Origin of the sequence: Ensifer sp. 22521 (assembly GCF_052044795.1) — a bacterium.
Taxonomy (GTDB): Bacteria; Pseudomonadota; Alphaproteobacteria; order Rhizobiales; family Rhizobiaceae; genus Ensifer.
In genome coordinates, this window is sequence record NZ_JBQENM010000005.1 from 244272 (window position 1) to 257017 (window position 12746).

The following is a 12746-nucleotide window of genomic DNA, read 5'->3' on the forward strand; positions in this document are numbered from 1 at the left end:
AAATACGTACGTATGGATTTGAAATAGGAAGTCAAGATGGGACGACGTCGAACAATCGATCGTGACAAGGTTCTGGATGCGGCGGAGGCGATCGTGAATTCCGTCGGCGCCGCCGGCCTGACGATCGATGCCGTCGCCAAGGCGTCCGGCATCACCAAGGGCGGCGTGCAATATTGCTTTGGCAACAAGGACGGTCTGATCGACGCGATGATGGAGCGTTGGTTCAACGAGTTCGACACCGCGGTTGCGGCCGAGGGCGGCGACGATCCCGATCCGGTAAAGGCGATGCGCGCCCACGCGTCGGTGACTGCGCGAATGAACACGGCCGACAATGCCCGCACATCCGGCATGATGGCAGCCCTTTTGCAGCGGGAAGAGCATATGGCGAAGAACCGCGCCTGGTACCGCGCGCGTCTCGATGGCATCGACCTGTCGACGGAGGCTGGGCGCCGGGCGCGGCTTGCCTTCCTCGCCACCGAGGGCGTCTTCCTGTTGCGCGGTTTCGGTTTCGCCGAGATGGACGACGCCGAATGGCAGGATATGTTCGCCGATATTCTGAAGCTGTTGCCGGAGCCCGGCGAGGCCGCCTAGAGCAATTCGAGGAAAAGTGTGAAACGGTTTTCCGTCCGGAATTGCGCAATTTCAAACAGTTAGAGCATTTCACTGTTTCATTGAAACAGTGAAATGCTCTAACGGTCGCCGCGGGAAAGCGCTACAGGTCGATCAGACCGCGCATCGCACTGATGCAATTGCCGGAAAGGCTGACTTGGCGAACGATGCCGCCCTGCTTGCGGACATGCGCCCCGATGAGGCTCCGCCGGCCCATCTCCACGCCCTGCTCGATCGCGATTTCGACATCGATATCCTGGTTCGGCAGCAGCGAGACGAGATAGGCCGAAAGGGCGGCCGAGGCGCTGCCGGTGGCGGGGTCTTCGTTGACATTGTCGAGTGGCGCGAACATGCGCGCCCGGATCTGCCACGGCGTTTGCGGCGATCGTGCATAAAGGAACAGACTGAAGCTGTCTTCCTCGGGCTTGTAGCGCGCATTCGCTGCATGGAAGGCCGTAACATTCGGCCGCGCCGTCGAAAGTGACGCGATATCACTGATTTCCGCGACCGCGAAGGGCAGGCCGACGGAAAGCCGGATAGGCGTATGGATGCGCGTGCTGATGGCTTCCGATGTGAGCGATGCGCAGGCAGCGATCGTCCCGGCGTCGATTTCCGGGCCGGCCGTCAGACCGCGCGGAACGACGATGCGGGCACCGATGACCTCGCCCTTCTCCCGCGACAATGTTGCCTCGACGAGCCCCGCCTTTTCCTCGAAGCGCAGGATGCCGCCGGGCACACGGCCGAAGATTTCCTTCTGTCGGCCGAGCACGAAGGCGGTGCCGACATTCGGGTGACCGGCAAAGGGAATTTCCATCGTCGGCGTGAAGATCCGGACCTCCGCCGTGTTGGCGGGGTCGCGCGGCGGCAGCACGAAGGTGACTTCGGAGTAGCCGAACTCGGTCGCGATCGCCTGCATCTGCTGGTCGCTCAGGCCCCGGGCATCCGGGATGACCGCGAGTTGGTTGCCGGCGAAACGCTCAGCGGTAAAGACGTCGACAGTGACGTAGGCGATGGATTGTGGCGAGGCGGCGGAGGTCATGGCACCGGCTTTCTCTACGGTTGGCTGTGAAGCCAAGACTTAAGCCAGCGTTCGCACGCGTCAAAGGCGCCAACTTGTTCCGGTGACAAGTTCCATCCGGCACGGGCAGCCAGCTCTTGGCTGGCCCTGCTGTCCAGGCGCTCCGCGATGTTGACGACGCATTCCTGCTGCGGATGTAGCCGAAGCAAAGAGGGGCCGACTTGCGGCCCCTCGGATCTCATCTCTCGACCATGCCTTATGCGGCCTTCTCGAGATCCTTCTTCCAGGTGCCCTTGGCCGCAAGGCTGCACATCTCAGCGCGATGCGAGAAGGCACGCTGGCCATCGCCGATGTTGTCGGCCTTGCCGTGCCAGGCGTTGAGTGCCTCCTGCTGCAGGGCTCGGCCATAGGAAAAGGTGAGTTTCCACGGCAGGTCGTGGGTGGCGTTCATCGCCGAAAGATGGGCCGTCGCCTCTTCGGTCGACTGACCGCCGGAAAGGAAAGCGATGCCAGGCACGGCCGAAGGCACCGTGCGTTTCAGCACCCTTATCGTGCGCTCGGCCACCTCGGCGACGGAAGCCTTGCGGGCCTTCTTGCCGTCGATGACCATGCTCGGTTTCAGGATCATGCCTTCGAGTCTGACGCGCATGGCGGCCAGTTCCTCGAAGGTGGTGCGCAGCGCCCACTCCGTCACTTCCTCCGCGCGGTCGATCGAATGGTCGCCTGGCGCTCCATCCATCAGCACCTCCGGCTCGACGATCGGCACGATGCCGGCTTCCTGGCAAAGGGCGGCATAACGGGCGAGCGCATGAGCGTTGGCACGAACGGCGCCCGGGCTCGGCAGGGTATCGGAGACGGCGATCACGCCACGCCATTTGGCAAAGCGCGCGCCGGCTTCGTAATATTTCGCCAGCCGCTGCGCGAGGCCATCGAGGCCTTCGGTGATCGTCTCTGCCGGGAAATTGGTCATCGGCTTGGCGCCGGCGTCGACCTTGATGCCGGGGATCGCGCCGGCGGCACGGATGATTTCGACCAGCGGCGTGCCGTCGACGGCATGCTGAAACAGGGTTTCCTCATAGAGGATGACACCGGAGATGTACTTGCGCATCGCCTTGTCGGCGCGCAGCAGCATTTCGCGGTAATCGCGCCTGGAGGTCTCGGTGGATTCGAGGCCGATCGTATCGAAACGCTTCTTGATCGTGGCCGTAGACTCGTCGGCGGCGAGCAGCCCCCGGCCGTTGGCGACCATGGCAATTGCGATGTCTTCCAGTCTTTCGCTCATGTTTTTCTCCCTAGACAGCGCTGATCACCAGGGACCAGGCAGGTACTGAAACAAACAGTTTCGGACCGACGGCGCACAGGGCAGCCGCCACGCTCCAAACGAGGGCGTAACAGGCGAAATTGTCCAGGAAAATGGCGAGAAAAGCGACTAAAACGATTTAAAATTTTTTAATCGATTGAACAATCAAGATTTTTTCTTGGTTGACCGGCGCGCGGCGGTTGTGTCCGCGCGCCGATTGGATGCGTTACTTCTGCTTGAGGATGTCGACGCCCGGGAGCGGCTTACCTTCCATCCACTCGAGGAATGCGCCGCCGGCGGTCGAGACATAGCTGAAATCGTCGGCGACTTCGGCATGGTTCAGTGCTGCGACGGTATCACCACCGCCGGCAACCGAGACCAGCGATCCCTGGCGGGTGCGGGCGGCCGCGTGCTTGGCAACGGCAACCGTCGCCCTGTCAAAGGGGGCGATCTCGAAGGCGCCGAGCGGACCGTTCCAGACGAGCGTTTCGGCCTTGGAAATCCAGTCGTTGACGGCGGCGATCGACTTCGGACCGACGTCGAGAACCATGGCATCGGCGGGAATGGCGTTGATATCGACCACTTCGTTGTCGGCGCCGGCCTTGAACTCGCGGGCGATGACGCCGTCGTCCGGCAGAACGATGGCGCAGCCGGCCTTGTCGGCGGCAGCAATGATCGCCTTGGCGGTGTCGGCGAGGTCATGCTCGCAGAGCGACTTGCCGACATTGATGCCCTTGGCGGCGATGAAGGTGTTGGCCATGCCGCCGCCGATGACGAGCGCGTCGACCTTGGTCACGAGGTTCTGGAGGAGGTCGATCTTGGTCGAGACCTTGGCGCCGCCGACGATCGCGACGACCGGCCGTTTCGGCTGGCCGAGGCCCTGTTCGAGTGCTTCGAGTTCGGCCTGCATGGTGCGGCCGGCATAGGCGGGCAGGTGATGGGCAAGGCCCTCGGTCGAGGCATGGGCGCGGTGGGCGGCGGAGAAGGCATCGTTGACGTAGATGTCGCCGTTGGCGGCAAGCGCTTCGACGAAGGCCGGCTCGTTCTTTTCCTCGCCCTTGTGGAAGCGGGTATTTTCAAGCAGCAGCACGTCGCCGTCGCTCATATCGGCAATGGCGTTCTTCGCCTTGTCGCCGATGCAGTCGGCGCCGAAGTGGACACGCTGATCGAGCACATCTTCGACGGCCGGCGCGATCGTCTTCAGCGACATGTCGGCGACCGGTTCACCCTTCGGGCGGCCGAAATGGGCGAGCAGGATGACCTTGGCGCCCTTCTCGGACAGTTCGCGGATGGTCGGCGCCACACGCTCGATGCGGGTCGCGTCCGTCACCACGCCGTCCTTGACCGGCACGTTGAGATCGACGCGCACCAGCACGCGCTTGCCGGCGATGGCGGTCAGATCGTCGAGGGTCTTGAAAGTCATCAGATAGTCTCCGGTGATAGTCTTTGGAAAAGGGTGGGATAGTCGATGACGAGGCCGTCCTCGTCCACGGGCAGGTCCGCGGCAAAGCTGCGATCCTCGGCCTCGTAGCGGTAGAGCCTGAAATCATCGAGGCAGGTGTAGTGCTGGCCGTCCACGACGGGCTCGAACGTGTCGAACGGCACGTAGAGCATCTTGAGCTTTACAGTGCCGGACTGGCGACCGAGGTCGAGCCGGCGGATCGGCAGCGTGTTGGTGAAGGGTGTACCGGCGAGGTCGATATCGATGCAACCATCGAACTCGGAGAGGGGAGCGCCTCGCGCCGTCATCCATTGGCCTGGGACGTCCGAGCGCAGATGCAGGCTCCGGCCGTCCGTCGTGTCGACCATGAGCTTGCGAACGTGCCAAGTGTCGTCGCAATCGATCCGGTAGCGCACGCCATAGGGCGTGCCGCCGCGGTTGCCGATGAGAACGCCGACGGCGCGGATGACCGCGCCGTCGGTTGTTTCGGTTTGCGTCAGCGTCAGGTGTTCGAGCCCTTCCCCTTCCAGCGGACGCCAGCGGACCGTCTTTGGAGAAAGGGCGCGAAACATCTGACTTAGATGAGCTTGGCGAAGGCGACCGCCGTGTCGGCCATGCGGTTCGAGAAGCCCCACTCGTTGTCGTACCAGGTGAGGATACGCACGAAGTTGCCTTCGACGACCTTGGTCTGGTCGATCGCGAAGATCGAGGAGTGGCTGTCATGGTTGAAGTCGCGCGAAACGAGCGGCTCTTCCGTGTAGCCGAGAACGCCCTTGAGCGCGCCGTTCGACGCAGCCTTGATGGCGTTGGTGATTTCCTCGACCGAGGTGTTGCGCTTGGCGACGAACTTGAAGTCGACGACCGAGACGTTCGGGGTCGGAACGCGGATCGACGTGCCGTCGAGCTTGCCCTTCAGTTCCGGCAGAACCAGGCCAACGGCCTTGGCAGCACCGGTCGAGGTCGGGATCATCGACAGAGCGGCAGCGCGGGCGCGGTAGAGGTCCTTGTGCATCTGGTCGAGCGACGGCTGGTCGTTCGTGTAGGAGTGGATCGTGGTCATGAAGCCGTGGTTGATGCCGATGGCATCGTTCAGGACCTTGACGACCGGAACCAGGCAGTTCGTGGTGCAGGATGCGTTGGAGATGACCAGGTGGTCCTTGGTCAGTTGGTCATGGTTGACGCCGTAGACGACCGTCAGGTCAGCGCCGTCGGCCGGAGCCGAAACGATGACGCGCTTGGCGCCGGCGGTCAGGTGCGCTGCAGCCTTGTCGCGGGCGGTGAAGATGCCGGTGCACTCCATCGCGATGTCGACGCCGAGTTCCTTGTGCGGAAGCGTTGCCGGATCCTTGATCGCCGTGACCTTGATCGGCTTGCGGCCGCCGACGGTGATCGTATCGCCTTCGACCTTCACCTCGGCCGGGAAACGACCGTGGATGGAGTCATAGCGCAGCAGGTGGGCGTTGGTTTCAACGGGGCCGAGATCGTTGATGGCAACGACTTCGATGTCGGTGCGGCCGGATTCGACGATCGCGCGGAGCACGTTGCGGCCGATGCGGCCAAAACCGTTGATTGCGACTTTTACTGTCATATCGGGTCTCTCCCTGTCTGGATGACGTAGTACGAAAAAATCGGGNCCCCGCAACTTGATCAGGAAAGCTTGGCTTCCGCAGCGGCGACCACCGCCTCGGGCGTGATGCCGAAGTGCTTGTAAAGGTCCTTGTAGGGACCGGAGGCACCGAAGGACGACATGCCGATGAAGGCGCCGTCGCTGCCGATGAAGTGGTCCCAGCCCTGGCGGATGCCGGCTTCGACGGCGATCTTGACCGGCGAGTTGCCGATGATCGCCTGCTGGTAGTCTTCGCTCTGTTCGGCAAAGAGCTCGAAGCAGGGAACGGAGACGACGCGCGTCGAGATGCCCTTGGCGGTCAGTGCCTGGCAGGCCTTGACGGCGATTTCGATTTCCGAGCCGGTGGCGAAGATCGTCACCTTGGCGTCGGCGGCCGAGATCAGGTCATAGGCGCCGCGAGCGCAGAGGTTTTCTTCCTCATACTCGGTGCGAACGGCCATCAGGTTCTGGCGGGTGAGCGCAATGCCGGACGGGCGGTTGTGGCTTTCGAGCGCCAGCTGCCAGCATTCGGCCGTTTCCGTGGCGTCGGCCGGGCGGAACATCAGGAGGTTCGGAATGGCGCGAAGTGCTGCCATGTGCTCGACCGGCTGGTGGGTCGGGCCGTCTTCGCCGAGGCCGATGGAATCGTGCGTCAGCACGTGGATGACGCGGATGCCCATCAGCGCGGCGAGCCGGATCGACGGGCGGCAATAGTCCGAGAAGATCAGGAAGCCGCCGGAATAGGGGATGACGCCGCCATGCAGCGCCATGCCGTTCATGGCAGCGGCCATGCCGTGCTCGCGCACACCCCAGTGGATGTAGCGGCCGGAGAAATCGTCAGGCGTGATCGACTTGGTCTGGCTCGTCTTGGTGTTGTTCGAGCCGGTCAGGTCGGCCGAGCCGCCAATGGTTTCGGCGAGAACGCCGTTGATGACTTCGAGCGCGTCTTCGGAAGCCTTGCGGGTTGCCGGCGAAGGCTTGGTTTCAGCAAGCTTCTTCTTGTAGTCGTCGATGGCGGAGGACAGACGGCCTTCGAGCTCGCCGGAGAAGCGGCGAACGAACTGGGCCTTCTTCTCAGCATCGCTCTTTTCGAGGCGCTCTTCCCATTCCTTGCGCGTCTTGGTCGAGCGCAGGCCGGCCAGACGCCAGGCGTCGAGCACGTCGGAGGGAACGACGAAGGCTTCGGCTTCCCAGCCGAGCGCCTTGCGGGTGGCGGCGATTTCCTCGGCGCCGAGCGGCGAGCCGTGGACCTTGTGGGTGCCGGCCTTGTTCGGTGCGCCGAAGCCGATCGTCGTCTTGCAGGCGATCATCGTCGGCTTGTCGGACTTCTGGGCCTCATCGATCGCGGCGGCGATCGCTTCCGGATCGTGGCCATCGACGGCGATGGTGTTCCAGTGGCAGGCGCGGAAGCGGGCGTGCTGGTCGGTCGAGTCGGCGATCGAGATCGGGCCGTCGATCGAGATGTTGTTGTCGTCCCAGAAGACGATCAGCTTGTTGAGCTTCAGGTGGCCGGCGAGCGAAATCGCTTCCTGGCTGATGCCTTCCATCAGGCAGCCGTCACCGGCGAGCACATAGGTATAGTGCTCCATCAGGTCGGAACCGAATTCGTCGCGCAGCTTGCGCTCGGCGATCGCCATGCCGACGGAATTGGCAAGGCCCTGGCCGAGCGGACCGGTGGTCGTCTCGATGCCGGCGGCGTGGCCGTATTCCGGGTGGCCGGCGGTGCGGGCGCCAAGCTGGCGGAAATTCTTGATCTCGTCGATGGTAATGTCTTCGTAGCCGGTCAAATAGAGCAGCGAATAGAGCAGCATCGAGCCATGGCCGGCCGACAGCACGAAGCGGTCGCGGTTCGGCCAGGAGGGGTTCTTGGGGTCAAAGCTCAGATAGCGCGTGAAGAGGACTGTCGCTATGTCGGCTGCACCCATGGGCAGGCCTGGGTGGCCGGAATTTGCCTTCTCGACGGCATCCATGGAAAGGAAACGGATCGCATTTGCCATCCGGTCGTGTTTTTCGCGAGAGATCATGACTGTTCCGTTTTGCGTTCGGTGGTCAGGGAACGGTCTCTATCCTCCAAAGACCGCGCAAGAAGCGGCTGACACATAGCAGGTGCGCCGTGCGAGTCAATAAATACGGGCCTTCCGCGGCCATTTGACGGCAGGTCGTTCCGGTCCTTGTCTCGCAATGCAACAGAGCTTTCGCACTGCCGTTGAAGAAAGCCGGCTACGCAATCCATCCACAGCTTCCGTAGTTGTTTGCGGAGCTTGGCATTGTTGAGACTTACGTAATAGGTTTAAAAAAGATCGAGCCGAAGCGGCGGACGGGATTCGGGCGATTCGGCCTCACGGGCGAGGTATTCGGAACACATGCCGGCAAAGACTGTCAAAGCGGCGATCGATGAACTGCGGAACGCAGTGCAATCCCTGGAGAATGCGATCGACGGTCGGTTTGACAGGGAACGGGATTTCGGCGAGTTCGAAGGCGAGGTTCGGCGTGTCAACACCGACCGGTCGCGACTGGCACAGGAACTCGACCAGTCGCAGTTCCGGGCGAACCGGCTCGAGGAGGTTAACCGCGAGGTTTCCCGCCGCCTCGTGACGGCGATGGAAACCATTCGGGCGGTGCTCGACCGCTAGGATAAAGCGACATGGCGCAGGTCACAGTATCGATCGACGGCAAGGCCTACCGGATGGCCTGCGAGGAAGGGCAGGAAGGTCACCTGACCGAGCTTGCCACGAAATTCGATCAGTATGTCGGACATCTCAAGAGCCAGTTTGGCGAGATCGGCGATCTGCGCCTCACCGTCATGGCCGGCATCATGGTCATGGACGAGCTCAGCGAGGTCAACCGCCGGCTGAAGAGCCTCGAGGCCGAGGTCGGCAATCTGACTGATGGTCGCGATGCCGCACTTTCCGACCAGATGAAGAGCGAGGAGGCGCTGGCCTCTGCGCTCAGCGAAGTCACCGCCCAGATCCACAGCATTGCCGCCAAGCTGAACGGCCGCACCACGACACCGGCAAGCTAAAGGTTTCGGTGGCGAGCCTCTGGCGCGAAGCACCGAGACACTTTATATATCGACTGCGGTCTGCGCTTCCCGACAGGAACCACAATCCCCGGGGCCATACTCGATCTCAAGGGAGCCGTCCCTGTCCGGGCTCGTGGGTCTGGACACATGGCGCCCACCTACTTTGTAGGTACCCGGGATCGTAAACTATCCATCGGTTGTGTGGATCGCACCTTCTCGCCCCCTTCAGGCAGCCGTTCAATCTCCGGCAAAGGCCCGGCGAATGGCGTCGGCCATGGCCTCGACGATCCGGTCCTTGCCGTTCCCCGCTTTCGATACCCGCAACACGACGTTCGAGTGGTCGATCACTTCATAGCCGTCATCGGCCGTCAGTTCGCGGCACCCGGCCGGAATGCTGCTGCGGGCGAGCGGCGCAATGGCAAGGCCCGACACCACGGCAGCCATCAAGCCGCCGCTGGTGCGGCTGACATAGGCCACGCGGCTTTCCAGGCGACATTTCCTGAGATTGCGCTGGGCGAGGTCGTCGCACCAGCCGCCTTCCAGATAGGTATAGGTGGCGATCGGCAGCGGTCGCCGCTCGTCGGTGCGGTGCTGCTCCGAGGTCACCCAGACGGTCGGGTCCATCATCAGCACTTCGTTCTTCGTTCGCCCGCCGGGTTCAAAGACGACAGCGAGGTCGAGCTCGCCGGCTTCCAGTGCCGCGATGTTGGTCATCGAAGCGCCCTGCTGAACGGTCACTTCGACGCCGGGGTGGATGGCGGCGAAGGTTCCGAGCGCTTTCGGCAGGGTAGAGTTGATGTATTCCTCGGGTATGCCGATCCGGACCGCGCCGTCGAGAGCGGGCTGGCGCATCGCGGTGGCCGTGTCGTCGAGCAGCGTGACGATGCGTCTGGCATTGTCGAGCAGCCGCAATCCCTGCGGCGTCAGCACGACGCCACGCGAGTGGCGCTCGAACAGCGCGTCGCCGAGCATGTCCTCGAGCTTCTTGATCTGCATGCTGACGGCGGATTGCGTGCGCCCGACAATATTGGCGGCGCGTGTGACATTGCCGGTGTCGACGACCGCAAGAAAGGTTCTGAGCAATTCGCTGTCGAGGGGGAGGGACATGGTTGTATCCATCAGAAATTCTGATAGCAGCCATGCTCGCAATTCGTTTGTCAGATGTCAACGCGAGGACGAAGATTGGCTGGTTCGATCATCTTGCGCAGGGTCATTCTCCATGAGCGTGCTTGCCCTCTTCGCGTTTTCCGAAGCCTCCATCGCGCTCCGGCGTCGAGCGATGCAATGGTCTTGCGACGTCCTGTTTCCCGAGGTGCCGGTGGACGTGCCATCAGGCAAGCCGGCGCTCCTGCGCGATGCGGGGATCTATCATGAGGCAGCCGACATGATGCAGCGGGAAAAGCTGGCGATCGCCTACCGGTCGCACTGGCTGTTGTGAGCGATCTTACCGGCAGATACGGGATTAGAGCGCCGTGCGTTCAGGTGAACGCACAAAGACGCTTTAGCACTTTGATTCTAGAGCATCTTTCCGCCTCCAGTGATTCCACTTGAGAGCGGGATGCTCTAGGAGATGAGGTCCAGCCTGGCGGCGCGAAACACCGCTTCGGCGAGATTGCCCGCCTGCAACTTACGCATGGCATCCGTTAGTGCCCGATCGATCCGATCGAGCGGAATGTCGGTCTCGCGCACCATGTCCTGGCGCGTGCGGCCGCGTGCGGCGAGCGTCAGGCAACGCAGTTCCAACGGGTCGAGTTCGTTCATCTGGTCCTTCATGGACGTCGGCTTTTCCACTGCTGCCTGCAGGAGCGCGTCCATACATCGAACACGGGCATTAGTTCCTGCTAATTATTTGAAATCGTGTCCTTATTTGCACGCGGCTCATGTTTCGCGAAAGCGGAACCCTTGCCCATGATGAATGGAAAGCTAATGCTGTGCCGAACCGGGAAGGAGGTGGCATGATTGTCGCAAACTGCTGCAAATGCGGCGATGCCGGTGGGTGGGCGAAAGATGCCATTGCGTAAACAGGCTGGTGGCCGGCCCGGGAATCGGCGAGAGATGGGGAACTTGTGCCATTTCGGGAAGTGATTTTCTCCGGCGACGATGGCGGGCGGCGGGTTGGCAGGAGAGGACGCGATGTCACCGAGGGATTTGAAGGCAGCACTGCGCAAGGAGAGGCTGGCATTGCGCGATGCAATGTCGGCGGAGATGCGGATCGAAGCGAGCCTGACCATGGCCGATCACGCTGGCGACGTCATCGCGCTCGATCCCGGACACATCGTCTCCGGCTTCTGGCCGATCCGCTCCGAGGTCGACATCCGGCCGCTGATGGCGCGGCTGAAGCAGCGTGGTGCCAGGCTCTGCCTTCCCGTGATCATGGACAAGCAGACGATCATCTTCCGCGAATTGCTCGATGGCATTGACGTCATCGCCACCGGATTCGGCACGACAGGTCCGGGACCGGACGCACCTGAACTCGATCCGGATATCATGCTCGTACCGCTTTCCGCGTTCGATTCGACCGGCCACCGGATCGGCTATGGCGCCGGCTATTACGACCGCGCCATCGACCGGCTGCGCAACAAGGGCCACCTGCCAAAGCTGATCGGCATCGCCTTCGACTGCCAGGAAGTGACATCCGTGCCGGCCGAACCGCACGATGTCGCGCTCGACGCCGTGCTCACCGAGAGCGGGTTTCGGCATTTCTGAGTTCATTTCGCCAAGACCGTGGAGTGGGCTAAAGCCTTGAGACCGCAGAGGTCGGGGCGGCAGGTCGTTGCGCGGTTTTCGCTGATTTCATCTAAGGCGTTTCCTGCGCGGTCGGGATCGTGTAGACGCTCTATCTCTTTGTTTTACGCAGTTCCGGACGCAACAACCGCTGACGCGCTTCCGCCGGGCTGCCCTGGTGGGATTTGAGCGAGCATGAGGCTTCTGTTTCTGGGAGATATGGTGGGCAAGACGGGCCGTACGGCGGTCTGGGAGCGGCTTCCAGGACTGGTTGGTGACCTCAAGCTCGATTTCGTCGTCGTCAACGGCGAGAATGCGGCCGGCGGTTTCGGCATCACCGAAGACATCTTTCTCGAGACGATCAACGCCGGCGCCGACGTGGTGACGACCGGCAATCACGTCTGGGACCAGAAGGAAGCGGTCGTCTTTTGCGAACGGCACGATCAGTTCCTGCGCCCTGCCAACTATCCGGCCGGCACACCTGGCCGCGGCTCCAACCTATTTTTCGCCCGCAACGGCGCCCGCGTGCTGGTCGCCAACGTCATGGGCCGCGTCTTCATGCATCCGGAGCTCGACGATCCCTTCAAGACGGCGGAAGCCATCCTCGACGCCTGCCCGCTCGGCGAGCAGGCGGATGCAATTGTCTTCGATTTCCATGCGGAAGCCACCAGCGAGAAGCAGTGCTTCGGCCATTTCGTCGACGGAAGGGCCAGCCTCGTCGTCGGCACCCATACGCACGTGCCGACCGCCGACCACCAGATCCTCAATGGCGGTACGGCCTATATGAGCGACGCCGGCATGTGCGGCGACTACGATTCCTCGCTCGGCATGGACAAGGAAGAGCCGCTCAACCGGTTCATTTCGAAGATGCCGAAGGGGCGTTTCGAGGCGGCCTCCGGTCCCGCGACCATCTGCGGGCTTGGCGTCGAGATCTCCGACCGCACCGGGCTTGCCGAAAAGATCGCGCCGCTGCGCCTCGGCCCGCGGCTGGCCGAGACGATCCCGGATTTCTGGTCCTAAAAAAAC

14 protein-coding genes and 1 other RNA gene are annotated in these 12746 nt (G+C 62.4%); 7 read left to right on the forward strand and 8 right to left on the reverse strand.

Going from position 1 to position 12746, the window contains the following annotated elements; genetic code table 11:
* The first annotated feature begins 36 nt into the window (after nucleotides 1–36).
* Nucleotides 37–591 carry a TetR/AcrR family transcriptional regulator gene (locus ACTJKE_RS09060; protein WP_058325895.1) on the forward strand — a complete coding sequence of 185 codons (555 nt, stop codon included), beginning with the start codon at nucleotides 37–39 and terminating at the stop codon, nucleotides 589–591.
* 121 nt (nucleotides 592–712) lie between these two features.
* Here the strand turns inward: ACTJKE_RS09060 and ACTJKE_RS09065 are convergent, their stop codons facing one another.
* The 6 genes from ACTJKE_RS09065 to tkt form a co-directional block, all read right to left on the reverse strand.
* Nucleotides 713–1648, reverse strand: a complete 936-nt coding sequence (locus ACTJKE_RS09065; RefSeq protein WP_057254668.1) for a PhzF family phenazine biosynthesis protein — start codon at nucleotides 1646–1648, stop codon at nucleotides 713–715.
* 235 nt (nucleotides 1649–1883) lie between these two features.
* A complete protein-coding gene (locus tag ACTJKE_RS09070) occupies nucleotides 1884–2909 on the reverse strand; it encodes a class I fructose-bisphosphate aldolase (protein WP_057254669.1) in 1026 nt (341 codons plus the stop codon).
* Nucleotides 2910–3153: 244 nt separating this feature from the next.
* Nucleotides 3154–4350 (reverse strand): phosphoglycerate kinase, encoded by a 1197-nt coding sequence (locus tag ACTJKE_RS09075; protein WP_058325894.1) that lies wholly within the window; start codon nucleotides 4348–4350, stop codon nucleotides 3154–3156.
* Nucleotides 4350–4940 carry a putative glycolipid-binding domain-containing protein gene (locus tag ACTJKE_RS09080; protein ID WP_058325893.1) on the reverse strand — a complete coding sequence of 197 codons (591 nt, stop codon included), beginning with the start codon at nucleotides 4938–4940 and terminating at the stop codon, nucleotides 4350–4352. Before ACTJKE_RS09080 ends, ACTJKE_RS09075 begins: the two co-directional genes overlap by 1 nt.
* 5 nt (nucleotides 4941–4945) lie before the next feature.
* Complete coding sequence (gene gap, locus ACTJKE_RS09085) at nucleotides 4946–5956, reverse strand: type I glyceraldehyde-3-phosphate dehydrogenase (protein ID WP_058321029.1); 1011 nt, start codon at nucleotides 5954–5956, stop codon at nucleotides 4946–4948.
* Between the two features lie 59 nt (nucleotides 5957–6015).
* Complete coding sequence (gene tkt / locus ACTJKE_RS09090; RefSeq protein ID WP_058321030.1) at nucleotides 6016–7998, reverse strand: transketolase; 1983 nt, start codon at nucleotides 7996–7998, stop codon at nucleotides 6016–6018.
* A 339-nt stretch (nucleotides 7999–8337) separates the two neighbouring features.
* Between tkt and ACTJKE_RS09095 the strand changes: the two genes are divergently transcribed.
* From ACTJKE_RS09095 to ssrS, 3 genes are all read left to right on the forward strand, one after another.
* The gene (locus ACTJKE_RS09095) at nucleotides 8338–8607 is read left to right on the forward strand and encodes a DUF4164 domain-containing protein (protein ID WP_057254674.1); all 270 of its coding nucleotides are present in this window, start codon (nucleotides 8338–8340) and stop codon (nucleotides 8605–8607) included.
* 11 nt (nucleotides 8608–8618) lie between these two features.
* Nucleotides 8619–8996: a cell division protein ZapA gene (locus ACTJKE_RS09100; protein ID WP_057254675.1), complete on the forward strand. Its 378-nt coding sequence runs from the start codon at nucleotides 8619–8621 to the stop codon at nucleotides 8994–8996.
* Nucleotides 8997–9050: 54 nt separating this feature from the next.
* Nucleotides 9051–9208: non-coding RNA, 6S RNA (gene ssrS / locus ACTJKE_RS09105), on the forward strand.
* A gap of 25 nt (nucleotides 9209–9233) precedes the next feature.
* Here the strand turns inward: ssrS and ACTJKE_RS09110 are convergent.
* Nucleotides 9234–10103: a LysR family transcriptional regulator gene (locus ACTJKE_RS09110; protein WP_058325933.1), complete on the reverse strand. Its 870-nt coding sequence runs from the start codon at nucleotides 10101–10103 to the stop codon at nucleotides 9234–9236.
* 112 nt (nucleotides 10104–10215) lie between these two features.
* On the opposite strand from ACTJKE_RS09110, the gene ACTJKE_RS09115 reads away from it, so the two are divergent.
* A complete protein-coding gene (locus ACTJKE_RS09115; RefSeq protein ID WP_057254676.1) occupies nucleotides 10216–10434 on the forward strand; it encodes a hypothetical protein in 219 nt (72 codons plus the stop codon).
* Between the two features lie 125 nt (nucleotides 10435–10559).
* Here the strand turns inward: ACTJKE_RS09115 and ACTJKE_RS09120 are convergent, their stop codons facing one another.
* Entirely contained in the window at nucleotides 10560–10769 is a 210-nt protein-coding gene (locus ACTJKE_RS09120) for a hypothetical protein (protein WP_057254835.1), read from the reverse strand.
* Between the two features lie 360 nt (nucleotides 10770–11129).
* On the opposite strand from ACTJKE_RS09120, the gene ACTJKE_RS09125 reads away from it, so the two are divergent.
* Together ACTJKE_RS09125 and ACTJKE_RS09130 are read left to right on the forward strand one after the other, a co-directional pair.
* On the forward strand, nucleotides 11130–11702 hold the full coding sequence (locus ACTJKE_RS09125) for a 5-formyltetrahydrofolate cyclo-ligase (RefSeq protein ID WP_057254677.1): 573 nt from the start codon (nucleotides 11130–11132) through the stop codon (nucleotides 11700–11702).
* 213 nt (nucleotides 11703–11915) lie between these two features.
* Nucleotides 11916–12740, forward strand: a complete 825-nt coding sequence (locus ACTJKE_RS09130) for a TIGR00282 family metallophosphoesterase (RefSeq protein WP_058325892.1) — start codon at nucleotides 11916–11918, stop codon at nucleotides 12738–12740.
* The last annotated feature ends 6 nt before the right edge of the window (nucleotides 12741–12746 follow it).

What these genes read in the sequence shown, in the direction of transcription:
- ACTJKE_RS09110 (WP_058325933.1), bottom strand. Translation starts at nt 10,103, where the DNA reads ATGTCCCTCCCCCTCGACAGCGAATTGCTCAGAACCTTTCTTGCGGTC.
- ACTJKE_RS09060 (WP_058325895.1), top strand. Translation starts at nt 37, where the DNA reads ATGGGACGACGTCGAACAATCGATCGTGACAAGGTTCTGGATGCGGCG.
- tkt (WP_058321030.1), bottom strand. Translation starts at nt 7,998, where the DNA reads ATGATCTCTCGCGAAAAACACGACCGGATGGCAAATGCGATCCGTTTC.
- ACTJKE_RS09120 (WP_057254835.1), bottom strand. Translation starts at nt 10,769, where the DNA reads ATGAAGGACCAGATGAACGAACTCGACCCGTTGGAACTGCGTTGCCTG.
- ACTJKE_RS09080 (WP_058325893.1), bottom strand. Translation starts at nt 4,940, where the DNA reads ATGTTTCGCGCCCTTTCTCCAAAGACGGTCCGCTGGCGTCCGCTGGAA.
- ACTJKE_RS09065 (WP_057254668.1), bottom strand. Translation starts at nt 1,648, where the DNA reads ATGACCTCCGCCGCCTCGCCACAATCCATCGCCTACGTCACTGTCGAC.
- ACTJKE_RS09130 (WP_058325892.1), top strand. Translation starts at nt 11,916, where the DNA reads ATGAGGCTTCTGTTTCTGGGAGATATGGTGGGCAAGACGGGCCGTACG.
- gap (WP_058321029.1), bottom strand. Translation starts at nt 5,956, where the DNA reads ATGACAGTAAAAGTCGCAATCAACGGTTTTGGCCGCATCGGCCGCAAC.
- ACTJKE_RS09070 (WP_057254669.1), bottom strand. Translation starts at nt 2,909, where the DNA reads ATGAGCGAAAGACTGGAAGACATCGCAATTGCCATGGTCGCCAACGGC.
- ACTJKE_RS09100 (WP_057254675.1), top strand. Translation starts at nt 8,619, where the DNA reads ATGGCGCAGGTCACAGTATCGATCGACGGCAAGGCCTACCGGATGGCC.
- ACTJKE_RS09095 (WP_057254674.1), top strand. Translation starts at nt 8,338, where the DNA reads ATGCCGGCAAAGACTGTCAAAGCGGCGATCGATGAACTGCGGAACGCA.
- ACTJKE_RS09125 (WP_057254677.1), top strand. Translation starts at nt 11,130, where the DNA reads ATGTCACCGAGGGATTTGAAGGCAGCACTGCGCAAGGAGAGGCTGGCA.
- ACTJKE_RS09115 (WP_057254676.1), top strand. Translation starts at nt 10,216, where the DNA reads ATGAGCGTGCTTGCCCTCTTCGCGTTTTCCGAAGCCTCCATCGCGCTC.
- ACTJKE_RS09075 (WP_058325894.1), bottom strand. Translation starts at nt 4,350, where the DNA reads ATGACTTTCAAGACCCTCGACGATCTGACCGCCATCGCCGGCAAGCGC.